The 23,223-nt window shown below is 56.6% G+C and carries 23 protein-coding genes, 1 tRNA gene and 1 pseudogene; 11 read left to right on the top strand and 14 right to left on the bottom strand.

Annotated features, from left to right (window positions below; all coding sequences use genetic code 11):
• Positions 1 to 35: 35 nt before the first annotated feature.
• Positions 36 to 356 carry a hypothetical protein gene (locus tag EC915_RS15125; protein ID WP_133751340.1) on the bottom strand — a complete coding sequence of 107 codons (321 nt, stop codon included), beginning with the start codon at positions 354 to 356 and terminating at the stop codon, positions 36 to 38.
• A 307-nt stretch (positions 357 to 663) separates the two neighbouring features.
• On the bottom strand, positions 664 to 972 hold the full coding sequence (locus tag EC915_RS15130) for a hypothetical protein (protein WP_133751341.1): 309 nt from the start codon (positions 970 to 972) through the stop codon (positions 664 to 666).
• A 163-nt stretch (positions 973 to 1,135) separates the two neighbouring features.
• Between EC915_RS15130 and EC915_RS15135 the strand changes: the two genes are divergently transcribed.
• The 5 genes from EC915_RS15135 (at position 1,136) to EC915_RS15155 (ending at position 6,285) form a co-directional block, all read left to right on the top strand.
• Positions 1,136 to 1,462, top strand: a complete 327-nt coding sequence (locus tag EC915_RS15135; protein ID WP_133751342.1) for a helix-turn-helix domain-containing protein — start codon at positions 1,136 to 1,138, stop codon at positions 1,460 to 1,462.
• A 143-nt stretch (positions 1,463 to 1,605) separates the two neighbouring features.
• A complete protein-coding gene (locus EC915_RS15140) occupies positions 1,606 to 2,517 on the top strand; it encodes a LysR family transcriptional regulator (RefSeq protein WP_133751343.1) in 912 nt (303 codons plus the stop codon).
• A gap of 105 nt (positions 2,518 to 2,622) precedes the next feature.
• A complete protein-coding gene (locus tag EC915_RS15145) occupies positions 2,623 to 3,816 on the top strand; it encodes a CaiB/BaiF CoA-transferase family protein (protein WP_133751344.1) in 1,194 nt (397 codons plus the stop codon).
• Positions 3,813 to 4,751 carry a hydroxymethylglutaryl-CoA lyase gene (locus EC915_RS15150; protein ID WP_133751345.1) on the top strand — a complete coding sequence of 313 codons (939 nt, stop codon included), beginning with the start codon at positions 3,813 to 3,815 and terminating at the stop codon, positions 4,749 to 4,751. The genes EC915_RS15145 and EC915_RS15150 overlap by 4 nt, the downstream gene beginning before the upstream one ends.
• Before the next feature lie 196 nt (positions 4,752 to 4,947).
• Complete coding sequence (locus tag EC915_RS15155; RefSeq protein WP_133751346.1) at positions 4,948 to 6,285, top strand: MFS transporter; 1,338 nt, start codon at positions 4,948 to 4,950, stop codon at positions 6,283 to 6,285.
• A gap of 49 nt (positions 6,286 to 6,334) precedes the next feature.
• Here EC915_RS15155 and EC915_RS15160 read toward each other — a convergent pair whose 3' ends face one another.
• The 4 genes from EC915_RS15160 to EC915_RS15175 all read right to left on the bottom strand — a co-directional run bounded on the left by EC915_RS15160 (position 6,335) and on the right by EC915_RS15175 (position 10,672).
• Positions 6,335 to 7,975 (bottom strand): methyl-accepting chemotaxis protein, encoded by a 1,641-nt coding sequence (locus tag EC915_RS15160; RefSeq protein WP_133751347.1) that lies wholly within the window; start codon positions 7,973 to 7,975, stop codon positions 6,335 to 6,337.
• 187 nt (positions 7,976 to 8,162) lie between these two features.
• Positions 8,163 to 9,179 carry a TIGR04086 family membrane protein gene (locus EC915_RS15165; protein WP_133751348.1) on the bottom strand — a complete coding sequence of 339 codons (1,017 nt, stop codon included), beginning with the start codon at positions 9,177 to 9,179 and terminating at the stop codon, positions 8,163 to 8,165.
• A gap of 94 nt (positions 9,180 to 9,273) precedes the next feature.
• Positions 9,274 to 9,666, bottom strand: a complete 393-nt coding sequence (locus tag EC915_RS15170) for a DUF3597 family protein (RefSeq protein ID WP_133751349.1) — start codon at positions 9,664 to 9,666, stop codon at positions 9,274 to 9,276.
• 706 nt (positions 9,667 to 10,372) lie between these two features.
• Entirely contained in the window at positions 10,373 to 10,672 is a 300-nt protein-coding gene (locus EC915_RS15175; RefSeq protein ID WP_256658742.1) for a DUF6124 family protein, read from the bottom strand.
• A gap of 422 nt (positions 10,673 to 11,094) precedes the next feature.
• Here EC915_RS15175 and EC915_RS15180 point away from each other — a divergent pair, with 422 nt between their 5' ends.
• From EC915_RS15180 to EC915_RS15190, 3 genes and pseudogenes are all read left to right on the top strand, one after another.
• Positions 11,095 to 11,322, top strand: a complete 228-nt coding sequence (locus EC915_RS15180) for a hypothetical protein (protein ID WP_133751350.1) — start codon at positions 11,095 to 11,097, stop codon at positions 11,320 to 11,322.
• A 108-nt stretch (positions 11,323 to 11,430) separates the two neighbouring features.
• Positions 11,431 to 11,858, top strand: a pseudogene (locus EC915_RS15185) (SgcJ/EcaC family oxidoreductase).
• A 317-nt stretch (positions 11,859 to 12,175) separates the two neighbouring features.
• Positions 12,176 to 13,669, top strand: a complete 1,494-nt coding sequence (locus EC915_RS15190; protein WP_133751351.1) for a P-loop ATPase, Sll1717 family — start codon at positions 12,176 to 12,178, stop codon at positions 13,667 to 13,669.
• Positions 13,670 to 14,302: 633 nt separating this feature from the next.
• On the opposite strand, the gene EC915_RS24840 is transcribed toward EC915_RS15190, so the two are convergent.
• Positions 14,303 to 14,440: a hypothetical protein gene (locus tag EC915_RS24840; protein ID WP_166650997.1), complete on the bottom strand. Its 138-nt coding sequence runs from the start codon at positions 14,438 to 14,440 to the stop codon at positions 14,303 to 14,305.
• A gap of 384 nt (positions 14,441 to 14,824) precedes the next feature.
• Between EC915_RS24840 and EC915_RS15195 the strand changes: the two genes are divergently transcribed.
• Positions 14,825 to 15,616, top strand: coding sequence for a hypothetical protein (locus tag EC915_RS15195; protein WP_133751352.1), 792 nt, complete (start codon positions 14,825 to 14,827; stop codon positions 15,614 to 15,616).
• A gap of 171 nt (positions 15,617 to 15,787) precedes the next feature.
• On the opposite strand, the gene EC915_RS15200 is transcribed toward EC915_RS15195, so the two are convergent.
• Positions 15,788 to 16,114: a hypothetical protein gene (locus EC915_RS15200; protein ID WP_133751353.1), complete on the bottom strand. Its 327-nt coding sequence runs from the start codon at positions 16,112 to 16,114 to the stop codon at positions 15,788 to 15,790.
• A gap of 96 nt (positions 16,115 to 16,210) precedes the next feature.
• On the opposite strand from EC915_RS15200, the gene EC915_RS15205 reads away from it, so the two are divergent.
• Positions 16,211 to 16,498 carry a helix-turn-helix domain-containing protein gene (locus EC915_RS15205; RefSeq protein WP_133751354.1) on the top strand — a complete coding sequence of 96 codons (288 nt, stop codon included), beginning with the start codon at positions 16,211 to 16,213 and terminating at the stop codon, positions 16,496 to 16,498.
• Positions 16,499 to 16,575: 77 nt separating this feature from the next.
• On the opposite strand, the gene EC915_RS15210 is transcribed toward EC915_RS15205, so the two are convergent.
• The 6 genes from EC915_RS15210 to EC915_RS15235 all read right to left on the bottom strand — a co-directional run bounded on the left by EC915_RS15210 (position 16,576) and on the right by EC915_RS15235 (position 21,275).
• A tRNA-Thr gene (locus tag EC915_RS15210) sits at positions 16,576 to 16,651 on the bottom strand.
• 266 nt (positions 16,652 to 16,917) lie between these two features.
• The gene (locus EC915_RS15215; protein WP_133751355.1) at positions 16,918 to 18,153 is read right to left on the bottom strand and encodes a methyltransferase; all 1,236 of its coding nucleotides are present in this window, start codon (positions 18,151 to 18,153) and stop codon (positions 16,918 to 16,920) included.
• A 134-nt stretch (positions 18,154 to 18,287) separates the two neighbouring features.
• A complete protein-coding gene (locus tag EC915_RS15220; RefSeq protein WP_133751356.1) occupies positions 18,288 to 18,977 on the bottom strand; it encodes an ABC transporter permease in 690 nt (229 codons plus the stop codon).
• Entirely contained in the window at positions 18,974 to 19,669 is a 696-nt protein-coding gene (locus EC915_RS15225; protein ID WP_133751357.1) for an ABC transporter permease, read from the bottom strand. Before EC915_RS15225 ends, EC915_RS15220 begins: the two co-directional genes overlap by 4 nt.
• Before the next feature lie 54 nt (positions 19,670 to 19,723).
• Positions 19,724 to 20,488, bottom strand: a complete 765-nt coding sequence (locus EC915_RS15230; protein WP_133751358.1) for an ABC transporter substrate-binding protein — start codon at positions 20,486 to 20,488, stop codon at positions 19,724 to 19,726.
• Between the two features lie 13 nt (positions 20,489 to 20,501).
• Positions 20,502 to 21,275: an ABC transporter ATP-binding protein gene (locus tag EC915_RS15235; RefSeq protein WP_133751359.1), complete on the bottom strand. Its 774-nt coding sequence runs from the start codon at positions 21,273 to 21,275 to the stop codon at positions 20,502 to 20,504.
• 419 nt (positions 21,276 to 21,694) lie between these two features.
• Between EC915_RS15235 and gabP the strand changes: the two genes are divergently transcribed.
• Positions 21,695 to 23,086 carry a GABA permease gene (gabP, locus tag EC915_RS15240; protein WP_133751360.1) on the top strand — a complete coding sequence of 464 codons (1,392 nt, stop codon included), beginning with the start codon at positions 21,695 to 21,697 and terminating at the stop codon, positions 23,084 to 23,086.
• Positions 23,087 to 23,223: the final 137 nt, after the last annotated feature.

Raw genomic sequence — 23,223 nt, forward strand, 5'->3', positions numbered from 1 at the left:
GTCCTAAGCGTTGACCGATCACAGCAAGCGCCAAGTCAGGTCTTGTTGTGCTCGTTGGTGTAGCGACCACTCAGCACCCAGCCGCATTCCATCAGCGTATCGAGCCAGTCTTCGTATGAGTCATCGACATCGAGCAGATTCATGAACTGGTCTTCGATGTGGCAGCGGAACGTCTGTTCCTCGACGTTCCATTCCACTTCCCGGATCTTCCAGGAGCGCTGCATGGGCAGCTGGATATTCAAGCCGTGAAACGGCACGAACGGCAACTCGACCTCATAAAGAAGCTTCGACCACTCAGAGGAAATCTCGGGCGTCTGGTGAGTCCAGACATATTTGATCAAGCGGACTTTGTGCACGTTTGGGCCTTCTCTCGTGTTTCGGGAGGCGGGTCGCTGTCGCCTGGTGCAAAGGCAACGGCCCGTCGGGAATGCCTATACGTTACTAGATGGGCGCAGGATCGGGGAGGGGGCGGGGCGAGATCGGTAGGAGGCTGCCTGCGCTGCACTCGAAGGGCAGCGAACTGAAAAGGGTCTGCAAGCGGCGGAAGGCTGCGTCTGAGGCTGCGCCTGAGGCTTGTGAAGCGAGGAAAACCGCCAGGCTACCGTCCGGCTGAATTACCGCTGCCCGCCGAAGTAAACGACGTGCCCCCGCTCATACGTGTTATCACAGAGACAGCTTCATATCCTCGATCGCTCGGTCCAGCCTTTCCCATAACGGATCGAGCAAACACCAGACCTGATCAGCATCGAGCTTTTCGGTATGAGTTGCCTCGAACAGGCGTGTCGTCAGGGTAAGCGCCATATTCACATCCGCGACGCGCTGCATTGCCGCATTCAGGTGATTCAGCGGTCCCTGCATCTCATTAAGCTCAGACAGCCAACGCTGAATAGTTTCAGCCGAGGGATTCACTTCGCCGTTAGCACTGGCATGGAGGGAGGAATTCAGGCGGAAGATGCGAGCTTCAATAGCCATCTGAGACGCTCTTTTCAGCTCTTGGGACTGCCACGGAAATTGCGGCTAGAGCCAATGCGGGTATCGCATACGGCTCACTGCCAATCTCAGCGCGAGTCAAAGTATGTCTTAGTATGTGGTCAACACAATTCTAAGAGTCTTCCTGCCTTTTAGCGGCGAATAAATGAGTGTTTTTAGTAAAAGATTGAAGGAGGCCCGGACAACAGCGGGTTTGTCTCAGGAGCGTTTGGGTATTGAGTCAGGAATTGGTCCCGCCTCCGCCAGCGCGCGGATGAATCAATACGAAAACGATAAGCACACGCCTAACTCATTGACTGTCATACAGATTGCAACTGCACTGAACCTACCGGCGGCGTATTTTCATAGCGTTGATGATGACGAGGCCAGATTGCTGGTGTTGTTTTATCGTCTCGACGCGCCAAGGAAAAAACGGGTGCTGGCACTCGCTGTTGAATTACACGGCACTCATAACGCATTCTACAAAGACTAAGTTATTCAACAGCTTCTCCGCTTTTAATTGCGGATAACTATCCACTGCACATTTTATTTCGGTTTGATGACGCGATTTATCTTGCGCAGTGCGCCGCAGTTTTATGTGTATTCTTGCGCTCGTCCTATGGTCGAGAGACTTCCATGCTGCACAAGAACCTCATCCGCCGCCTTGACCTCATCACCCTGAAGCTCTTTGTCGCGGTGCATGAAGAAGGCACGCTGACGCGCGCGGCGACGCGTGAGGCCATTGCCGTGTCAGCGGCAAGCAAGCGGCTGATGGAGCTGGAAGACGCGCTGGGCATCGGCCTGTTCGTGCGCAACGCCAAAGGCATGGTGCTCACGGCAGCAGGCGAAACGTTGCTGCATCACGCCCGGCGCATGTTGTTCGACCTGGAAAAGATGGGCCTTGAACTCGATGAACACCTGCAAGGCATGCGCGGTTATGTGCGCATGCTGGCCAATCTCTCGGCAATCATTCAGTTCCTTCCGGAAGACCTGCACGCCTTCACCACCCGCCACGAACGGGTCAAGGTCGATCTGGAAGAAAGGCCCAGCACTGGCGTGGTGCAAGGGCTGATCGACGGCGTCGCTGACATTGGCATCTGCTCTGAAGACACCGACGTTCAAGGCCTGTACAGCGTTCCCTATCGGCAGGATGAGCTGGTGGTCGTCACGCGTCCTGACCATCCCCTTGCCTGCCTGAATGAAGTGACGTTCGAGGATACCCTGGGCAGCGATTACATCGGCCTGCACGCCGCCAGCTCTATCAACATGCGTACGCACACGGCCGCTCGGTCGCAAGGCAAACTCCTGCGCGTGCGCATTCATGTGCCGGGTTTCGACGCCATGTGCCGGATGGTCCAGGCCAACATGGGCATCGGCGTGTTGCCCCGCAAGGCGTTCGACTTGCTGGGCACACCGCTGGGGCTCACGGCTATCTCGTTGAGTGATGCCTGGGCGCAACGCACGCTGATTCTGGTGGTGCGCGACACTGCTGCGTTGTCCCCCGTCAGCCTGCTGCTGTTCGACCACTTGAAACAGCCGCAGCCCTAGCGTTCGCGTTTCGCGAACGCCTGTTGCCAACATACGGTTGGATTTACCCAACACCGGTCCTCTAGTCTTGGGCACAAATTCCAAGAAATACTTGAGGTATCCGTTATGACAGGCCCCCTGAACGGTGTGCGCGTGATTGAAATCGGCACACTGATCGCAGCGCCTTTCGCTGCACGCCTGATGGGCGAATTCGGCGCCGAGGTGATCAAGATCGAGTCCATGGGGCAGGGTGATCCACTTCGTAAATGGCGAAAGCTGCACGAAGGCACGTCGCTGTGGTGGTACCTGCAATCGCGCAACAAGAAGTCCCTTTCGCTGAACCTCAAATCCCCCGAAGGTATCGAAATCGTTAAGCGCCTGGCTGAAAATGCCGATGTGCTGATCGAAAACCTGCGCCCCGGAGCGCTGGAAAAGCTCGGGCTTGGCTGGGATGTCCTGCATGCCCTGAACCCCAAACTCACGCTGGTGCGTATCTCGGGCTACGGCCAGTCCGGGCCGTACAAGGATCGTCCCGGCTTTGGTGCCATCGGCGAGGCCATGGGTGGCATTCGTTACACCACCGGCACGCCTGGCTCGCCGCCTGCCCGGGTGGGCGTCAGCCTCGGCGATTCGCTGGCCTCGATGCATGCCGTAATGGGCGCGCTGATGTCGTTGCTGCGGGTAAAGACCGGGCAGGGCGATGGTCAGGTCGTCGATGTCTCTCTGGCTGAAAGCGTGTTCAACGTCATGGAAAGCCTGGTGCCCGAGTACGACATGCTCGGCCATGTTCGCGAGCGCAGCGGTGGGGCCCTGCCGGGGATCGCGCCCTCCAATACTTACCCGACCGCCGATGGCGCCTACGTAGTCATCGCCGGTAACAGCGACCCGATTTTCAAGCGCCTGATGACCACCATTGGCCGTCCGGATCTGGCCGAAGCGTCGGAGTTCGCGCACAACGACGGTCGCGCCGCGCAGAGCGAAATGCTCGACGCCACGATCAGCGCGTGGTCGTCCAGTCTGCCGATTGAAGAGGTCCTGCAGGCGCTTGAGCAGGCCGAAGTACCGGCCGGTCGCATCTACAACGTCGCCGACATCGTGGCCGACCCGCATTATCAGGCCCGCGAGATGATCCTCGACGCACAGTTGCCCGGCGGCGCCCACGTGAAGATGCCGGGCATCGTGCCCAAGCTGTCGGAAACGCCGGGTTCGGTGAACTGGCAAGGGCCTGCGCTGGGTCAGCACACCGACAGCGTACTCGGCGATCTGGGCCTGAGCGCTGTCGATATCGCGCAACTCAAGACAGATGGGGTGGTGCAATGATCACCGACTTTTCCCAGCGCCTGATCGTCCAGGAAGTCTCGCCACGCGATGGCCTGCAGATCGAGCCGACCTGGGTCGAAACCGCAGACAAGATCGACCTGATCAACCAGCTTTCTCTGGCCGGCTTCAGCCGCATCGAAGCCGGTTCTTTTGTTTCACCCAAAGCCATTCCGGCACTGCGCGATGGCGATGAAGTGTTCCGTGGCATCCAGCGTCAGCCGGGTGTGATCTACGTGGCGTTGATCCCCAACCTCAAAGGCGCGCAGCGGGCAATGGAGGCGTGCGCCGATGAGCTGAACCTGGTGATGTCCGCCAGCCAGACCCACAATCTGGCGAACATGCGCATGCGTTGCGAGCAATCGCTGAGCGGCTTTGCGGAGATTGTTTCACTGGTTTCAGGCAGCCCGTTCAGCCTCAACGGCACGATTGCCACCACCTTTGGCTGCCCGTTCGAAGGCCGGATCGACGAAGACCGCGTGCTGCAAATTGTCGACGCCTACCTGGAGCTGGGCATGCAGGGCATCACCCTGGCCGACACCACCGGCATGGCCAATCCGCGTCAGGTGCATGGCCTGGTGCAGCGTGTTCTGGCGCGTATTCCGGCTAGCGCGCTGACGCTGCATTTCCACAACACGCGGGGCTTGGGCTTGAGCAACGTGCTGGCAGCGTATGAGGCTGGAGCGCGGCGTTTCGATGCCTCGCTTGGCGGCCTCGGCGGCTGCCCGTTCGCTCCCGGCGCTTCGGGAAACATCTGCACCGAGGACCTGGTGAACCTGTGCGACGAGATGGGCATCGAGACCGGCATCGACTTGCCACACCTGCTCAACCTGTCGCGCCGTCTGCCTGCTTTGCTCGGTCATGAAATGCCGGGCCAGCTCGCCAAGGCCGGGCGCAACTGCGACCTGCACCCGGCGCCGGAAAACCTGCCCCGCTGAAGCCTGAAGCGAAGAACCCTGTGGGCGTGAGCTTGCTCGCGAGTGCGGTCTGTCAGTGGCTGATTTATCCACCGGCACCCCGTAATCGCAAGCAGGCAAAGGCCTGCAAACCCGCACGAACACGGACTGCTGCGTGTTCGTCCAGACAACAAAAACAATAGGGCTCCCTCAGGGACGTCCCACTGGAGTGACCGCAATGACCCTCTCTGTTCTGAACCCGGACAGCAGCCTCGCCGAGGTGGTGAGCGCCGAAAAAGCCCTGATCCGCAAAGTCGCATGGCGCCTGATGCCGCTGATCATGGTCTGCTACCTGTTCGCCTTCTTCGACCGCATCAACATCAGCTTCGCCAAGTTCCAGCTGCAAACCGACCTGAGCTTGAGCGACACCGCCTACGGCTTGGGCGCAAGCCTGTTCGTCATCGGTTACGTGCTGTTCGAAGTGCCGAGCAACATCATGCTGTACAAGGTTGGCGCACGTCGCTGGATCGCCCGCATCATGATTTCCTGGGGCATCGCGACATCCTTGATGGTCTTCGTCAACGCCGAATGGCAGTTCTACGGACTGCGCTTCATCATCGGCGCAATGGAGGCCGGTTTCGCACCGGGTGTGCTGTTTTATCTGACCCTGTGGTTTCCGCAAACCTACCGCGGGCGTATCACCTCGATCCTGTTCCTTGCCTCCGCATTCGCCGGGCTGCTTGGCGCGCCGTTCTCCGGTCTGGTGCTGGGCCACATGGACGGCGTCATGCAGATGCGCGGCTGGCATTGGCTGTTCCTGCTGGGCGGCCTGCCTTGCATCGCCCTGGGCGTCGCGGTGCTGAAGGTGCTCAAGGACCGCGTCGCCGACGCGCACTGGCTGACCGACGCCGAGAAGACCTACCTTTCCAGCCGCATCGCCCAGCACGAACCGAACAACCACGGCTCGCTGCTGACAGCCCTGAAGATGCCCGGCTTTCTCATGCTCGGCTTCATCTATTTCCTGATCCAGGTAGCGTCCTACGGCCTGAACTTCTGGGCGCCTCAACTGATTCGCAGCGCAGGCGTCGAAAGCCCGGTGGTCATCGGGCTGCTCACCGCAATCCCTTACATCTGCGGCGCGGTCAGCATGGTCGTCGTGGGGCGTTTATCCGATGCCAGCGGCGAGCGACGCAAATTCGTCTGCGGCCTTGTCGTACTGGGCGCCATTGGCTTCTTCTGCGCAGGCATTTTCGCGCAACACATCAGCATGCTGGTGCTGTCGTTGGCCATGCTCGGCGGCGGTATCGTCGCATCCATTCCGGCCTTCTGGACCCTGCCACCCAAACTGCTGGCCGGTGCGGGCGCCGGTGCAGCGGGCGGGATCGCCTTGATCAACACCCTCGGCCAATTCGGCGGCATCGTCAGCCCGATCATGGTCGGCCGGATCAAGGACCTGACAGGCAGCACCACACCCGCGCTCTACGTCATCGGCATAACCAGCGTGATCGCTGCGGGGCTGTTGCTGTGGGGGCTGCCGGCGAAATTGCGCACGCTGGATAAAAGCAGTGCCGAATGAAGGCTGCTACATCATGGCGATGCGCAGCCTTAGCTCAGCCCTGCCTTGCTCACAACCGGAAACGGCCCACCAGATCATTGAAAGACAGTGCTAGGCGGGAGAGATCCTGTGTCGAAGCGGTGGTCTGGCTCGCACCGGTGGTGCTTTGGGTCGATAGATCCTGAATATTGACCAGGTTCCTGTCCACTTCACGCGCCACGTGAGCCTGTTCCTCGCAGGCACTGGCGATCACCAGGTTGCGGTCGTTGATCTGGCCGATGCCTTCGGCGATCAATTCCAGCGCATCGCCGGTCGCTTGCGCGAGCGACTGGGTATTGGTGACCAGCGTCTGGCTCTTCTCCATGGCAACCACAGCTTGATCGGCCCTGGACTGCACCGCGCCGATCATGCTTTCTATCTCGCCCGTAGACGACTGGGTCCTTGCTGCCAACGCGCGCACCTCATCAGCGACCACGGCAAAGCCTCGACCCTGCTCGCCTGCCCGCGCTGCCTCGATGGCAGCGTTCAATGCCAGTAGATTGGTCTGCTCGGCAATCCCGCGTATCACGTCCAGCACCTTGCCGATGTCCCTGACCTGCACAGCCAGGTCTTCCACAATCGTGGTCGATGCCTGAATTTCGGTGGTTGCACTGTTGACCGCCGTCACTGCATCGCGGGCCTGCCCAAGCCCATTACTGGCTTGGGTACTCGCCGCTTTCGAAGCCTCTGACGTGGAAATCGCATTACGCGCAACCTCTTCCACTGCCGAGGTCATTTCGGTGACAGCGGTCGCCGCCTGTTGAATTTCGTCATTTTGACGCAGCAGCCCACGGCTGCCATCTGCGGTCACCGCATTGAGCTCTTCAGCGGCGGAGGCCAATTGATGGGAGGCTTCGGAAATTTGCCGAATGGTGCCTCTGAGGCTTTCCTGCATGTCGCCCAGCGCGCCCAACAGTTGCCCGGTTTCGTCGCGTGCCGCGCTGCCGACCGTGTGCGTCAGGTCGCCCTTGGCGATCAATTGCGCGCTGGCCACCGCGACCGCGATAGGCCGGCTGATAAGCCTGCTGATGAAAAAACCCAGCGCCAGTGCAGCAATGAAGGCCAGCGCGATACCGACGTAGAGGGTGCTCTTGGCCGTGCGTTCCAGCGTCACTGCGTCCTTTCCGCCCTGGGCGATCTGCCGGTTATTGGACTCCACCATGATCGACAATTCGTCCAGCACAGTGCGATAAGCCCGTTGAACATCTCCCGACATCAGCGCCCGTGCGGAGGTGACATCGCCTGCCTGCAACGCCGCGAGCACGTTCTGGATCAGCGCTTGATACGCCGGCCAGTCGCTCTCCATTTTGTCTCCGGCGGCGCGTTCGTCGTCGGCCAATGGAGTCTGTCTGTAGATGGCGAACGCCTTTTCGCTGTCCGCGCGATTCTTCGCAATGCTCTGCAGGATCTGATCTTTGACACTTTGCGGCGCGTCTGAGATATGGGCACCAATCAGGGAGTACAGGTCTCTTTGCTGGGCAATCGCATTGCTTTTGGTGTCCGCAGTCTTGGACACGGATACCAGATTATTGGAAAACACCGATTTGAGACTTTCCGACAGCTGTGTAATGCCTCTGGCGCCCAACAGCCCCACGGCCAACGTGATAAGTGCGCAAAGCCCGAAAGCCGTAATCAGTTTGGTCGACAACTTTGCATCGCGCAGCCAGGTCATAAATTGAAGTCTCGATAGGTGTGCCAGGAAAGTAGCAGGTAGCCGGACACTTCGCAGGTTTAGGCGGTATATCGGTGTATCGGCCTGCACCGGAAGAGCTGCATCACCGCCTGTCTGACGTGCAGCAGTTATCGAAGGCAAAAAAAACGTCCCACAAGGCGGGACGTTTTCTGTATCGCAGTTGCCGTTATACGGTCGTGGCAACTTTTGTCACTGGTTGAGTACGACGGCCCAGCACGCCTGCACCCGCAGCCACCAAGCCCGAGATCACCAGCGTGATCAGCAGCAACCATGCGCCTTGGGAAACGCGTTTGGCCGCCACATCGGCCGCTTCACGTGCTTTGCGCTCTGCGTCGGCTTTGAGCTCTTGATACTTGGCGTATGCCTGCTGATAAGCCTGTTGGGCCTGATCGACCATCTGATTGGCTTCAGCATCGGTTTTGCCGGTGCGCGCCTTGATCAGGTTCACGAACGCCTCGCGGTCAGCCGCATCCCAAGCCTTGTCGCCCTTGGCCTTGATGCGATCAAGCAAGCCGCTGAGTTGGTTATCAGCCGCTTGAGGATTCTGAGCACTGCGCTGCGCAGTGTTCTTCGCATCCTGACCGGTGGCCTTGGCTTCCTGCTTCACGGTGTCCGGGTTCAACTCGGGTTTACCGGTCTGACGCATCGCAGTTTCGAGTTCGCCCTGAATGTCATCCAGATTGAAGTCGATGCCTTGTTTGCGCAGTTGATCCTGCACAGTGTCGCCCAGACGTGGCGCAACCTGCGAGATGCCGCTGCCTACCGCCGACAGGCCGCTGCCTGCCAGATTCAGGCCGCTGCTGACGATCCCCGTCACGGCACTGGACACCAGATACAAGGTCACCAGCGAAGTGGTCGCCCACACCAGCAAGCCATGCAGGCCGCCTTCGCGCTGAGCCAGACGCCCTGAAACCCAGCCGCCGATAAACAGCGAAATGATGCCGCTGGCGACGACCCAGATGGCCGTACCTTTGCCCAGACCATCGAGCGGGTTACCTTCCTGCAGTGGGTCGATGCTGGCAGAGCCAATCGCTGTACCCAGCAGGTTCAGAATGACGGACACCACCATCGCAAGGGCTACGCCCGCAAAGATAGCGCTCCAGGAAATACGTTTGAGCAGCGGCGCAGAGGTCATATGAGTCTCTGGATACACCACTGTGTTGGGGCGGTCATCGGTGATCATGGGTGATGCTCCTAGGGTCAAGCTCCCTGATTTAGCGTGCTGCGCCTGAAGTCAGGCGCAGCTCCTTGGGTGTTGCGGTTGCTCGCGGCAGTCGTTAGACGCTTGCGCTGCCTTGGGCGGCCTTGGCCAGCACCGCTTTGTGCAGCTCAATGTTCTGCTCTGCGGTGCCCTCGTAACTGCTCACACCGACTTCCCCGGCCAGTTGCTTACGGCTGGCAAAATCATCGGGCAGGTTCAACGCCTTCAGCAGGTCAACGATGGACTCTTTAGGTTTCAGCGTCGGGTGATCTTTTGCCAGGGATTCAAGCTTGGCACTGATCTGTTCAGCACTGGCAGGAGCAGCAGATCCGGCAGCGGCGGTACTGGCGGTGGAAGGCGCGCTCGCAGTTGACGCAGCGGTGGACGCATCAGGCGATGCTTGTGTTTGGGTGCTCGCTTCAGCGTGGCCAATACCCAGTGCGGACAGGATTTTATTGAAAAAGCTCATGGTGATTTCCTTTGTAAGTGGTCGTTCTATCCGGTCTTGCCGGGTTTGATACGTCCGTCTCTTAGTGTTCACCGCAGTGGTGATCTGAACATCTACTTCACGCGACAACTGTCATCGGTACAGTTTTTTCGCGATTAAAAGACTGTTTGATAGCAGTCACCTCTTCCAATCTCGAAAAAACGGCATTCACAAAAAGTTCCACGGACCTCGCACAAAACCACTGCAAAACTCGACACTCCACGCTGGCTAAAGCCGCAGAGCCTGCGCATTTCGGGACGGTCGAAAAGGCGTCCATTGCTGGAAATGAGAACGTCAGTGCCATGTGCGTTAAATTGTCCGTAAACCTGTCGTAATTCCCAATGAGTGCTTGTCGCTATTAACTTGAGTTTCTTGCTGCCTGTTGAGTTCCAACTAATGACGGGCAGGAAATTTTTCCGGACGAACGGTAGCGGCTAATGCGCAAAGGGAAGGTAGCAAGTTCATGCGGCGATAAAGGAACCTGCGGGTTAGATGAAACCGCAATGACGTTAGATTGTTAGCGCAGATAGCGCTCGCTTTAACCCGGTGCAGACCGCCCGAAAAATCAACCGACAAACATATGCCCTGGAGGCGCGAATTCATTCGCGACGCAATGGAACTGGCAATGCAGCGATCAGGCGATGACGCGGGGGTGAGCCGCCGTAGCCGAGGCGGCCCGATATCACGTTTAGGGCGTAGTCTTACCTCGAATCGCGAGGCCTGCTATCGAGGCTTCCACCAACGCCTTGGCCGCTTCGATTTGATGCACCACTGATCGAGCCAACGGGCGGAACTCGGTGGGGGTGTTATCTGCAGCCTCATAAGCGGTGGCGGCGGCGCAGTTCAGGAATTCGGACACAAGGACCAGGGCATCATCGACTCTGATACCGGACTGGACGTTGAACAGACGGCAGTTGCCGAAGTCGACCCCGAACGGGGTGGCTTCTGTGACGGGGACTGTTGGGGGATGTGGCGTGGATCGGATCATGGGGGTTCCTTTTGTGTGCGGAGCCGGCACCCCTCTGCTGTCAATCAGAATGGGTGGCAGCTGTACGTGGGTTGACAGACCAGCAACCACCCAAACTGGCGCACACGAGTGTGCCCCGCGTACAGCCGCCATTACAGCGCACAGATTCATGATCTGTTGCCGATTGACGCGTTACGTTTGGGAGTTGTCGGCCTGTCAAAACCGGTCGCTGAAATCAGCGACGCGGAGAAGGGTATGCCGTGATCCACAGAGCCGCAACGCGCTGGCGAGGATAGCCACAAATTTCAGAAACGTCCTACACATCTGCATCATTTTTGTTCGTGAATGTGTCTTTTTAAACAGCCCTTTTAAACATCGTGATTGGTTCACAAGCACACATTTGCCAATTAGAGTCTGTCGGCACTCAGCCCAAGGGACACGACATGCAACGCTACAAAAACCTCAGCGGCGAATCGGGCGTCATCGCCTTCGAAATACGCGAAGGCGCCATCCTCATCGAATTCCACGACCAATCCCTCTACCTCTACAACACAGAAAAACCCGGAACCGCAGCGCTAGCCCAATTGCAGAAACTCGCCAACGCAGGGCAAGGCCTGAACAGCTACATCACGCGGCATATCGGTAAAAATTACTTCGACAAGATCAGATGATGTCCCTATCCCGCTGCCAGCATGCAGTGGTTTGACGGACTTCAAAACACTGCTCGCCTCAGAAGCAAATGCTCGTTTCTACCGCTCAAACCAAACAGGAAAACAGCCATGGACGCACTCACTCAAGCCCTCAAACACACAATCGAATCCGCCGACCGCGCCATCACCGCGCAAGACTACGACGCCCTCATGGACTTCTACGCTGAAGACGCCAGCCTCGTCGTCAAACCAGGTCTCACCGTCACCGGCAAAGCCAACATCCGCCGAGCCTTCGTCGCCATCGCCGAACACTTCAACAACAGCATCGTCGTCACCCAAGGAACATCCACGTCATCCCAGGTGGCGATGTAGCACTTGTCATCATGGAGACCTTGCTGCACGCCACTGACAAAACCGGAACGGACATCGACATCGCGCGTCGGGCGACTTATGTCTTTCGACAGGTCGCAGAGAAATGGCTATGCGTGGTGGATAACTCGTATGGCACGGGGTTGTTGGATGAGGGGGGGGTTAGAGGTGAGGAGGGCTCGGCTTAGTGAGCCTTTTTGCTGAGTAGTGTGGCGGTACCAAGAGTCGAACCCGGAACCTTGTCTTTAAAAGTAAAATCAGTGAGTTAGAGGTTTTTTTACGTGGTACGTGCTGTAAAGCCTTAGCCCGCTTGATCCACCTTTCCTTTATTACGTCGCACGACTCGCTGGTTCCCGTCGCGTGCGCGCCACTCATGTGGCCGAAAAGGTATTAAAGCTGATTTTTTATCTTGTGCGTCAATACGGTTCATTTTATCTAGCAAAAAACTTCCAGGTTTGGTATTTACGCATGTATTTATCTATTATGAAGCGGTTTCGGAGCAGGTATGCTGACAAAAAAAGATCTTCTCAAGTCTTTGAGAGTAGGCCATAGGGTCGCCGAAGACGAAAAAAATGAGCTTGGCAATTATTTTGTGAAAACCGCTCAATGGGAAAAGCTAGAGAATGGGGAAATTGATGTTATATATGGCGCTAAAGGAATGGGTAAAAGTGCCTTATATTCGTTACTGTCGAACAGCTCGGATGATTTTGCTGCTAAAAATATTCTATTAATACCAGCTGAAAATCCTTTAGGTGCTTCTGTATTTCAAACGCTTCTTGATGATGGCATCTATAATGAAGTGGCGCTCTCTTATATGTGGAAGCTCTATTTACTACAGCTGATTGCTACAAAGTTGCGCTCTAGCGGTGCTGCGAGCGATATCGCAACAAAACTTGTTTTGTCGCTTGAGACTGCCGGACTTCTCCCTAAGTCTTTCACCTTGGAGTCTCTGTTCAATCGGGCGAAGAACTATATACAAAGTTTCGCTGAGAACGAGCCTACTGAAGTGGAGTATACCTTGGGGCTAGATTCTGATTCAGGAATGCCCAATGCCACAAAGAAATCAAAATATGCAAAAACTGACCCTAAAGCTAAGCTGTCTAGTGTCCCTGTGAATGACCTATTGAGATTTGCTAATGAAGGTCTTGGGGAGGCGTCTCTCAAGGTTTGGCTTCTTTTTGATCGGCTCGATGTTTCGTTTTCATCCTCTTTTGCTCTCGAAAAATCTGCATTGCGTGCTCTTTTCAAAGTTTATTCCGATCTAAAGCCTCTGGATAATATAAAGGCTAAAATTTTTGTTCGAAAAGATATTTGGAATCGGATAATGGAGGGTGGTTTCCGCGAAGCTAGTCATGTTATTAAGGCTGACACAATCGAATGGAATCGAGATGGTCTCCTAAATCTTGTGGTTCACAGGCTTGTGAATAATCAAACTCTAGTTGATTATCTACAGCTAGATAAAGTCGCTATCCTTTCGGATCTTGCCAAGCAAGAAGCGCTGATTGAATTAATTTTTCCAGATAAGGTTGATACAGGGAAAAACCCAAAATCGTTTGATTGGATGGTTTCTCGAGTACAAGATGGTACCGAGCAAACGGCGCCACGCGAGGTTATCCATATGTTAGAGTCTTTAATTAATACTCAGATCAGAAAGCTTGAACAAGGCGGCGTTGAACCTGAGTCTAAAAATTTGTTTGAACGATCTGTGTTCAAAGCGTCATTGGCTATCGTGTCCAAAGTAAGGTATGAGCAGACATTGTGTGCTGAATATCCTGAGCTGAAAAAATATACAGATCTATTGAAGGGCGGTAAAACAGAACAAGCAATTGTTAACTTGGCAAAAACTTGGGACGAAAGTTTAGAGCAGGCTCAACTAACTGCCGATAAATTAGTGGCTACTGGTTTTTTTGAAACTCGCACTGAAAAGGATGGAATTACCTATTGGGTTCCGTTCTTATATCGAGACGCGTTGGAACTGGTTCAAGGTCGAGCGCAGTAAAACTGGTTTTCTCAAAAGGGGTGTTCTGTTCAATCGACCCCCACAGAAAAGCCCACTCCGGTGGTTTTTTTTGCGTTCGTTGGAAACCAGAATCCACAGACATGGTCTACCAAGCCCGGCGGGAATGGTCTTGCCTGGAGCGTGCATTGAATAGGATTTCTGATGTCGTGGAAAATATTTGTTCCCATCCTCGTATTGGTTGCGCTGGGCACGTTCAGCCTTGGCGATGCTTGGCGTCCAAGTCGGTTTACGTTTGAACAAATAGGCCTAGCGATCGGCTGTACCGCTTTAATCGCGGCTTTCTTGCTCTACAAGGTCTGGTCTCGAAAAAACTGAGGTGCCTTCTCTGGAACCTTGTATGGTACCGGCACCAGGAGTCGAACCCGGGACCTACTGATTACAAGTCGGGCGCTTGCTGCTGTGCCATGATTTGAATCGGTGTGCTGAAAAGCGCTTACGTGGCTGATTTATCTCGACTTAATGGAGAAAAATCAGTGGGGCTGCGTCAATGAGGCCCTACCCGCATAGCTCATTAGTGCTGCGGTAACCCAGTCCTGTACCTCATTTCGATTCGACATATCCTTGCCCTTAGCACTGAAAGGGCCTTGGCATCTAAGATGCCAAGGCCCTTTATTACGGTTTACGACGAATTACGATGCGAAACGGCTGGCCGTTGGCCCGACGGATCACTTTCCCAGACTTGGTGCGGATGGTCATCCGATAGATGACCTCACAGCCGTTGTCTTGGTCGGACAGGTCTTTGTATGACATGTCTATTCCCCTACATTTAGGGGCTCGAACACAAAACTCGCAGCCTTGCAACAGAAGCTAAACACCACTACTATTACGAAGCTTTCCCAAAAGCATCGCGAGAGACATCTGGAGCCCATTCAGTTGTCTTTTACAAGCCGGTCAAGTTGGCGCTTGACCGGTTCTCCATGACTCTCAACCATTCAAGATCAGAATCCGGTTCCCCGGAGGTTTTTTTGTATCTGAAATCTGAGGTTTCTCGTATCTTGTTTCGGAGTTTATAAGCCGAGATGCGGGTTGTCAAGAATAGCTTTTCGGTTCTGAGTATTGGAGAATGCCAAGTCTTGCCCGGGTCTCTTAGATACGGTAGATTGAGCGGCTCGAAAACCGTATTGGAGCCTTAATATGGCTAAGCAAAGAAGTCCTTCATATCCAGGAATCACGCTGGAAACCGCCCTCGCCAGGGCCAAAGCTTTTTATCGCGCAGAGGATAGGCATGAGACCGTGGTCGCCACTGCCGTCGGACACTGGAAATACGGTCCGAAGAGTAGTGGAGGGTTGGTGACAATATCGGCCTTAAAATCTTATGGATTGATGGATGATAAAGGCGTCGGAGTCGATCGTAAGGTACGTTTGAGCCAGCTAGGTTTGTCGATAGCTCAAGATGACAGGCTCGTGTCCCCTGAGCGAGACGAAGCCATAAAGAAGGCTGCATTGAATCCCGCCATCCTAAGAGATCTTTGGGAGCGGTACGGCTTGAATTTGCCATCCACAGATACGGTAGCTCATTATCTCAGGGTCGAAAAATTATTCATCCCTGCTGCTGCCTTAGACTTAATTAAGATATACAAAGAGGTGGTCAGCTATGCAAAACTTGGCGCTAACGACTCTTCGAGCGAGAGCCTAGACTCGATTTTTGAAGATGAGATCATTGACGAGGAAGAGGTCGATTCTCCGGTCAGTGACCTCCCTCGGAGCCCTAATGTAGCGGCGTCAGTTGAGAGGCCGACCGCTTATCTTCCGCAAGTCGTCGGCGAGGAGATAGCGAATATTCGTGTTTCGCGGTCTACGACTATCAGACTTACGGCCAACGGTCCCTATTCGAAGAAGAGTATGGAGGCATTGGTCGCTCAGCTGAAACTGGGCCTAGATCTAGGCACCTATGACGACCTGCCCAGCGAGGATGAAGATTTCTAAAACTTCCGAAGAGCTGGATTAATAGCTATTGAGTGCCAGACGCATTGATAGTCGGGGTAGCCGTGGTCCAGTTCGGCGATGGTCTAGCAGGCAATGATGGTAAATTGAACGGGCGACCCGTTGAGTTCCGCTGATTTGTTTATTATTTAACCAATCATTGCGCTTGTCTCGCTATTTGCAGACAGATTTACCAATTTCGACAAACTTCCCGGTGCGCACCAGCTTCACGATGTCGATAATCTTGGCGAGCTCGGGGCTTACGCCATGGTCTCCTGCAACAGAGCGGATGTAGTCTGCAAAGCCATCTCGTCTTGAGCGGTCGTCAAACACTCCCGCGTATAGATTTGAGTCAGTCATCCACGTCGCGTCTTTCACCTTCGGTTCTCTGCCGCTTTTCACCAGATAAGTGATGAAGTCTTTCTGAGTCTGGCTTGACTCTGCCACAGCGAGCGCTGGCGTGAAAAAGGCTGCTGCGAGAAGAAGGCATTTGAGTCGCATTTCTGAATTCCATTAATATCCACGGCTTAAAATAGTCAATTTTGGACTATCCCGAAATGGACTTTACCGTGCCGTGAATCCTTGGTTACTGTGTTCATGGCTAACTCGACCCACAATTCTGATTATCAGCTCCTGCTCGCCGTATTACGTGAGTATAGGGGGAGGGTGGGCGTCTCTCAGGTGGACCTTGCAAATCGGTTGGGAAACACGCAGACGTTCGTTTCCAAATGTGAGCGTGGAGAGCGTCGCCTAGACGTTGTTGAGCTGGTCGAGTTCGCAGAAGCTCTCGGGGTCGAACCCTTGGACCTACTCAGTGAGTTTTTGACGAAGCGGGGTAAAGGGGCTTCGCCAAAAACCAAGAGGGCCACCAAGCAAGACGCTTAGCGTGTCAGTTTCGTGTTTTAGTCTGACTCAGAAACGACAAAGGCCAACCCGAAGGTTGGCCTAAGTCTTACTGCGTATGGTGCCGGCACCAGGAGTCGAACCCGGGACCTACTGATTACAAGTCAGTTGCTCTACCAACTGAGCTATACCGGCGTTGTGGGCGCTGATTATAGGGATTTGATCGGTCGAGTAAAGCCCTAATTTCAGTTTTTTTGCAGGGTTTCTGGCGCGGTGCAAATACCGTTATTCACAATTGCGCCAAATCGGGGTGGCGGAGCGCTGGCTTTGTGGAATCGTTATTAATCGTTCGCAAGCTACTGTTTTTTCGAAAATTTAACGGATGGTTAAAAAATAACCACTGATCAGAATCCTGTGGAAAGCAGGGTTTATGTGTGTTCTTCGGAATTTAGTCAACAGAGTTATCCACAGGGCAGTACGCCCGAATTATGGGGTTTGAGTTCGGCGAGGATGAGCAGATTTCTTGGGGTGATGTGGCTGTCGCAGAAGGTGCCGATGCGGACGTCGTAATTGCGCTGTTGCAGATAGAGGGCGCGGTCGAGGATGAGCCAGAGTTCGAGGGGGCGGCGGAAGAGGTTGCGGACCAGTTCGAGGTTGCGCACTTGGGCCAGGCGTTGCCAGCCGGCTGCTTCGAGTTCGGGCCAGTTGCTGTCGGTTGGCGCGGGCAGGTGTTTGAGTTCGGCGAGGTCGCGGCAGTAGTCGGCGAAGGGCTTGTCGAGCCAGGCGCTGGGCAGCGATGGGGTGGGCAGGTAGTCGTCGATGCCGCGCAGTTGGCGTTGCAGCAGGTCGAACGCCAGGCGGCGGGCCATGGAGGTGTCGCGCTGGCGCCGAACGCGGGCGCCTGCGGTGACGGTTTCGCTGAGCGGTAGGCCAAGGTCGTCGAGGGACAGCGTGAGCCTTGATGCCAGGCCTTCGGCGGACAGCGGCTGGTACTGGTGGCTGTCGATGCGGTTGTAGCAGCAGGGGGCGATGGCCATGTGTTGGCAGCGGGCGTCGCTGGCCAGTTGCATGAGGCGCACGTGAAGGTCGCCGCAGGCATGCAGGGCGACAGGGGTTTGGTGTGATGCGAGCCTGCTTGCGGCGTCGGCGGCCATGACGTTCTGGTGCAGGTGCATGGCGTGAATGCCCAGTTTGGCGCTGAGTTGCTGACCTGCCTGAACCAGTTGTTCGTCGTATTCAAGGCAGGTGAGGGCTTGGCCACCGTGGGCCAGGCGCCTGCCGAGATGGCCTTTGCCGGCGCACCAGTCGAGCCAGTGGGTGGGCGTGCTGCGAAAGCTCAGGCTTTTGGCGAAGGCTTCGATCTGCTGCCATTTGCGGCCCGGGACGTCGACGCTCAGGCGTGAGGAGACGGCGTTGAGGGGGTGAGTCGGCAGGGCGTCGACTTCACTCAGTGCCTTGGACTGGTTGGCGATTTCGACGAAGGGCTGTGGCGCGTCGAGCCGTTCGGGATGGTTGTGGGCTGTTTCGGCCTGTTCCAGCGAGCGTTGGCGTAGCCATGTGGATAACTCGGGGTGTTGCGCTTCCCAGGGCAGGTGGCGATGGGTGAAGGGCCTGGGCTTCCACAGGTGCTGGTGCGCGAGCAGGAAGGCATCGAGCGCGAGGAAGCGGGCGTGGAGGTCGTCGGTGTGGGGGGGCATGGGCTGGGCGGTGGTGTCAGGGCGTGGAGTGAAGCTTACGGGTTTTGCGGCCTGTGGGCGTCAGTCTTCGCGAGCCAGCTTGCTCCCACAGGGTTTCGGGGGTGTGAGAGCGGCCGTTGAGTCAGACTGACCTGTCAGCGCCCTTGGCTGGCATCCACGCGCAGGTAGCGCTCCAGCAGCTTGAAGCCTTGAACCAGCACGAACGACATCACCAGATAGATCATCCCCGCGATGAAGAAGGTCTGCTCCGGCATGTAGGTGCGGGCGTTGATGGTGCGGGCCATGCCGGTGATGTCGAGCAGCGTCACGGTGCTCGCCAGGGCGCTGGCCTTGAGCATCAGGATGACTTCGTTGCTGTAGGCGGGCAGGCCGATGCGGGCGGCGCGGGGCAGGATGATGTAGAGCAGCGCCTTGCCTCGGGACATGCCCAGTGCGCGGGCGGCTTCGATTTCGCCTGCGGGGACGGCCTGAATCGCGCCGCGCAGGATCTCGGCGATGTACGCGGTGGTGTGCAGGGTCATGGTCAGCGCGGCACAGAAGAACGGTTCGCGCAGGTAGGGCCACACGGCGCTTTTGGTCACGGCGTCGAATTGGGCCAGGCCGTAGTAGACCAGAAACAGTTGCACCAGCAGCGGCGTGCCACGGAAGAAGAATATGTAGGCGTAGGGCAGGGCGCGGACGAAGCTGTTACGCGAGGCGCGGGCAATGCCCATGGGGATTGCCAGAATCAACCCGGCTACCACCGCGATGGCCACCAGCTCCAGCGTCAGGGTCGCGCCCTGCAGCAGCTTTGGCAGCCATTTGAGGACGAACTCCCAACTCATGACGCACTCCTTACGAACCCGACCGATGCACGTCGCTCAAGCCACGCCAAGCCGATCATCGAGATGGCCGTCATGCCCAGGTACATGAACGCTGCGACCATATAAAAGGTAAACGGCTGCTTGGTGGTGGTGACGGCGATCTGCGCGTGACGCATGACTTCTTCAAGCCCGATCACCGACACCAGCGCGGTGTCTTTCATCAGAATCATGAACAGGTTGCCCAGCCCCGGCAGCGCGATTCGCCACATCTGCGGCATCACCAGTTTGATGAAGATGCGCGAGCGTGACAGGCCCAGCGCCAAACCTGCCTCGCGATGCCCTTTGGGGATCGACAGCATGGCGCCGCGAAACACTTCCGTGGCGTACGCGCCGAAACACAGGCCCAGCGCGATCACACCGGCGGTAAAGGCGCTGAGCGACAGGTTGGGGATGCCGAAAAAATGGCCGATGGCGCGCATCGAGCTGACGGTGCCAAAGTAGATCAGCAATACCCAGAGCAACTCGGGAATGCCGCGCACCAGCGTCGAGTAGGTGCCGCCGAGCCATTGCAGGGCCCGGTTCGGTGAGGTCTTGGCCAGCGCGCCGAGCAGGCCCAGGACGAGGCCCAGGCACAAGGCTGACAGCGCCAGTTGGATCGTCATCAGCATGCCGGCAGCGAGGGCCGGGCCGAATCCTTGGAGATCGAAGTTCATGGCTGTGCTTGCTAGAGGGCAGACGCCGCCCGCGTGGGCAGGCGGCGTTGCCGGTCAGAGAATGCTAAAGGGGAAATACTTGTCGTTGATCTTCTTGTAGGTGCCGTCTTCAATGATTTCCTTGAGTGCCGTGTTCAGCTTTTCGCGCAGCGGGTCGTCCTTGCGTACGGCAATGCCGATCTTGTCGTCGCCGAACATCGGCTCGCCCTTGAATTCGAAGCGCTGGCCGGTGTCGCTTTTCAGCCACTCGTAAGCGGCGTATTTGTCGCCGAGCAGCGCGTCGACACGGCCGGACGTCAGGTCCAGGAAGGCGTTTTCCTGCGAGTCGTACAGCTTGACGGTGACGTCATCGCCCCAGTTGTCTTCCAGCCAGGTGCCAGAGAGGGTTGCACGCTGCGCACCAATGATTTTGCCCTTGAGGGCTGCCTTAATGGCCGCAGCATCACCGGTCAGGTCGGTCGATTTGGGCGCGATGAACTGCAGCTTGTTCGAGTAATACGGATTGGTGAAGTCCACCGCCTGTTTACGCTCATCGGTAATCGACATCGAAGAGATGATGAAGTCGAACTTCTGCGCGTTCAGGGCCGGGATGATGCCGTCCCAGTCCGAGGTGACCACTTCGCAGGTGACTTTCATTCTGGCGCACAGGGCATTGCCGATTTCGACGTCGAACCCGACCACTTGGCCGCTGGCATCTTTATTGTTGAATGGCGGGTAGGCACCTTCGATGCCCATCTTCAGGGTGTCGTCAGCGAACGCGCTGGTGGCCATGGCCAGCGTGGCGGCAGCGGCCAGCAGCAATTTTTTCAGGGTCTGCATTGATGTTGCTCCGTTAGCCATTGCTGGACATGAATTGTTTGCAGCGCGCCGATTGCGGGTCATCGAAGACCTGTCGCGGCGAACCTTGTTCTTCAATCAACCCTTGATGCAGGAAGACCACTTCACTGGAGACCTGCCGGGCGAACTTCATTTCGTGGGTGACCATCAGCATGGTCCGGCCTTCTTCTGCCAGACCCCGAATCACGTTAAGCACTTCCTGCACCATCTCCGGGTCCAGCGCGGACGTCGGCTCGTCGAACAGAATGACTTTGGGCTGCATCGCCAGCGTGCGAGCGATGGCGGCGCGCTGTTGCTGACCACCGGATAGCTGCGCCGGGTACACATGACGTTTATCCGCAATGCCGACCTTGGCCAGCAGCGTCTCTGCCATTTCCACCGCTTCGGCTTTGCTTTTACCCAGCACGCGGCGCGGTGCCTCGATGATGTTATCGAGCACGCTCATGTGCGGCCACAGATTGAAGTTCTGAAACACGAAACCGATTTCACTGCGCAGGCGATTGATCTGACGATTGTCGGCAGCGATCAGTTCACCTTTGCGATTGGCTTTAAGTTTGAGCGCTTCACCGGCCACCAGAATTTCGCCCTCGTGGGGATTTTCCAGCAGGTTGATGCAGCGCAGCAGCGTGGATTTGCCTGACCCGGAGGAGCCCAGAATCGAAATCACGTCGCCATCGCGTGCGCTCAGCGAGATGCCCTTGAGCACTTCGAGCTGACCGTAGCGTTTATGCAAATTGCGGATTTCCAGGGCGGGCGTCGGCTCGGCCATGTCGGGACCTCATATGTTCACTGCAACTGGCGCACGGCAACCGAGCTGGCCTTGCGCAAAAAGGGCGCGATGGTGCCAGCTTTAAGCGCCGTGGGGAAGGGTATATCGGCCATTGGTGCCCTGCGGCGGGCAATTTTCTGCTCTGAATTGGTGCTATTTACTGACAGATGTGTATTTTCGGTGCGCGCGAACGTCTTTACCCTGTTGCGCTCGGTAACGTTTCCTACAGAACTGGCAAAAGGCTATTTCTCTCAGCCACTTACCGAACGCCGCAGTAACGGGCATATCCACGCACGGCGTCGGTTTGAAATATTCTGGCGTAGTTTTTGCGTAAAAAATAAATAACAGGATGTTGCGATCTTTTTACGTGAAGTCGTAAAACATCCTGATCCGTATAAAAATCCTTAAAGGTTGCTTACATGAGCAGTACCCCAAACTCTTCAAACCTTGATCAGGGCCTCAAATCGCGGCACATCACCATGCTGTCCATCGCAGGGGTGATCGGCGCTGGCCTCTTCGTCGGTTCTGGTCACGCCATCGCCGAAGCGGGCCCAGCGGTTCTGCTGGCTTACGCGGCAGCCGGTACGCTGGTGGTTCTTGTGATGCGCATGTTGGCTGAGATGGCGGTGGCTTCGCCGGACACCGGCTCCTTCTCCACCTACGCTGACCGCGCAATCGGTCACTGGGCCGGCTTCACCATCGGCTGGCTGTATTGGTGGTTCTGGGTGTTGGTGATTCCGCTGGAGGCCAACGCTGCCGCGACGATCCTGCATGCGTGGTTCCCGAATGTCGCGATCTGGGCCTTCACGCTGGTGATCACCTTGCTGCTCACCGCAACGAACCTGTTCAGCGTTAAAAATTACGGCGAGTTCGAATTCTGGTTCGCTCTGATCAAGGTTCTGGCAATCATCGGTTTCGTGGTCCTGGGTGTTGCCGCCTTGTTCGGCCTGCTGCCAAACAGCCAGGTCAGCGGTATTAGCCACCTGTACGACACGCAGGGTTTCCTGCCTAACGGTATGGGCGCGGTGCTGGCAGCGATGCTGACGACCATGTTCTCGTTTATGGGTACCGAGATCGTCACCATTGCCGCGGCCGAGTCGAAAAACCCGGGCCAGCAAATCACCAAGGCCACCAACTCGGTCATCTGGCGGATCTGCCTGTTCTATCTGGTGTCGATCTTCCTGATCGTTGCGCTGGTGCCATGGAACGACAGTCGCCTGGCTGAAGTCGGCTCGTACCAGACCGTGCTCGACCTGATGGGCATCCCTAACGCCAAGCTGATCGTCGATCTGGTGGTGCTGGTCGCCGTCACCAGCTGCCTGAACTCGGCGCTGTACACTGCCTCGCGCATGCTGTTCTCCCTCGGTAAGCGCGGCGATGCACCTGCTGTTTCGCAACGCACCAGCAAAGCAGGCACCCCTTACTGGGCCGTGCTGTTGTCGACTGCCGCTGCTTTCATTGCCGTGTTCGCCAACTATGTCGCGCCTGCGGCGGTGTTCGACTTCCTGCTCGCCAGCTCCGGCGCCATTGCGCTGCTGGTGTACCTGGTGATCGCCGTCTCGCAACTGCGCATGCGCCGCAAGCGTGAGGCCGAAGGCCAAGCGATCGACTTCCGCATGTGGCTGTTCCCGGGCCTGACCTGGGTTGTGATCGTGTTCATCGTCGCGGTGCTGACCATCATGCTGTTCCAGGAAGGCCACCGCATGGAAATCATCGCCACGGGCCTGCTGAGCATTTTGGTCGTCGCTGCAGGCCTGATCGTGTCGAGCCGCCGCAAGGCGTCGAAAGCAGGGAAGGCCGTGCTCAATTGATCAATTGAGTCGGCGTTGCCAGTGAGAAAAGGGCGGCTGCCATCAGCAATGATGGTGGCCGTTTTTGTTTGACGATGACTCCAATACCGTAATTCGCGGGCGACAGCGAGAGCACTCCGACTTCCGTGGGCGGGGGC

It is taken from the genome of Pseudomonas sp. LP_7_YM (genome assembly GCF_004364435.1).
Lineage (GTDB): Bacteria > Pseudomonadota > Gammaproteobacteria > Pseudomonadales > Pseudomonadaceae > Aquipseudomonas.

Excerpts from the sequence above, each read along its gene's own strand:
- EC915_RS15145 (WP_133751344.1), top strand. The coding sequence starts at position 2,623 with ATGACAGGCCCCCTGAACGGTGTGCGCGTGATTGAAATCGGCACACTG.
- EC915_RS15190 (WP_133751351.1), top strand. The coding sequence starts at position 12,176 with ATGCTGACAAAAAAAGATCTTCTCAAGTCTTTGAGAGTAGGCCATAGG.
- EC915_RS15230 (WP_133751358.1), bottom strand. The coding sequence starts at position 20,488 with ATGCAGACCCTGAAAAAATTGCTGCTGGCCGCTGCCGCCACGCTGGCC.
- EC915_RS15140 (WP_133751343.1), top strand. The coding sequence starts at position 1,606 with ATGCTGCACAAGAACCTCATCCGCCGCCTTGACCTCATCACCCTGAAG.
- EC915_RS15200 (WP_133751353.1), bottom strand. The coding sequence starts at position 16,114 with ATGCGACTCAAATGCCTTCTTCTCGCAGCAGCCTTTTTCACGCCAGCG.
- EC915_RS15215 (WP_133751355.1), bottom strand. The coding sequence starts at position 18,153 with ATGCCCCCCCACACCGACGACCTCCACGCCCGCTTCCTCGCGCTCGAT.
- EC915_RS15160 (WP_133751347.1), bottom strand. The coding sequence starts at position 7,975 with ATGACCTGGCTGCGCGATGCAAAGTTGTCGACCAAACTGATTACGGCT.
- EC915_RS15180 (WP_133751350.1), top strand. The coding sequence starts at position 11,095 with ATGCAACGCTACAAAAACCTCAGCGGCGAATCGGGCGTCATCGCCTTC.
- EC915_RS15170 (WP_133751349.1), bottom strand. The coding sequence starts at position 9,666 with ATGAGCTTTTTCAATAAAATCCTGTCCGCACTGGGTATTGGCCACGCT.
- EC915_RS15165 (WP_133751348.1), bottom strand. The coding sequence starts at position 9,179 with ATGATCACCGATGACCGCCCCAACACAGTGGTGTATCCAGAGACTCAT.
- EC915_RS15150 (WP_133751345.1), top strand. The coding sequence starts at position 3,813 with ATGATCACCGACTTTTCCCAGCGCCTGATCGTCCAGGAAGTCTCGCCA.
- EC915_RS15130 (WP_133751341.1), bottom strand. The coding sequence starts at position 972 with ATGGCTATTGAAGCTCGCATCTTCCGCCTGAATTCCTCCCTCCATGCC.
- EC915_RS15225 (WP_133751357.1), bottom strand. The coding sequence starts at position 19,669 with ATGAACTTCGATCTCCAAGGATTCGGCCCGGCCCTCGCTGCCGGCATG.
- gabP (WP_133751360.1), top strand. The coding sequence starts at position 21,695 with ATGAGCAGTACCCCAAACTCTTCAAACCTTGATCAGGGCCTCAAATCG.
- EC915_RS24840 (WP_166650997.1), bottom strand. The coding sequence starts at position 14,440 with ATGTCATACAAAGACCTGTCCGACCAAGACAACGGCTGTGAGGTCATC.
- EC915_RS15205 (WP_133751354.1), top strand. The coding sequence starts at position 16,211 with ATGGCTAACTCGACCCACAATTCTGATTATCAGCTCCTGCTCGCCGTA.
- EC915_RS15220 (WP_133751356.1), bottom strand. The coding sequence starts at position 18,977 with ATGAGTTGGGAGTTCGTCCTCAAATGGCTGCCAAAGCTGCTGCAGGGC.
- EC915_RS15195 (WP_133751352.1), top strand. The coding sequence starts at position 14,825 with ATGGCTAAGCAAAGAAGTCCTTCATATCCAGGAATCACGCTGGAAACC.
- EC915_RS15155 (WP_133751346.1), top strand. The coding sequence starts at position 4,948 with ATGACCCTCTCTGTTCTGAACCCGGACAGCAGCCTCGCCGAGGTGGTG.
- EC915_RS15235 (WP_133751359.1), bottom strand. The coding sequence starts at position 21,275 with ATGGCCGAGCCGACGCCCGCCCTGGAAATCCGCAATTTGCATAAACGC.
- EC915_RS15175 (WP_256658742.1), bottom strand. The coding sequence starts at position 10,672 with ATGATCCGATCCACGCCACATCCCCCAACAGTCCCCGTCACAGAAGCC.
- EC915_RS15135 (WP_133751342.1), top strand. The coding sequence starts at position 1,136 with ATGAGTGTTTTTAGTAAAAGATTGAAGGAGGCCCGGACAACAGCGGGT.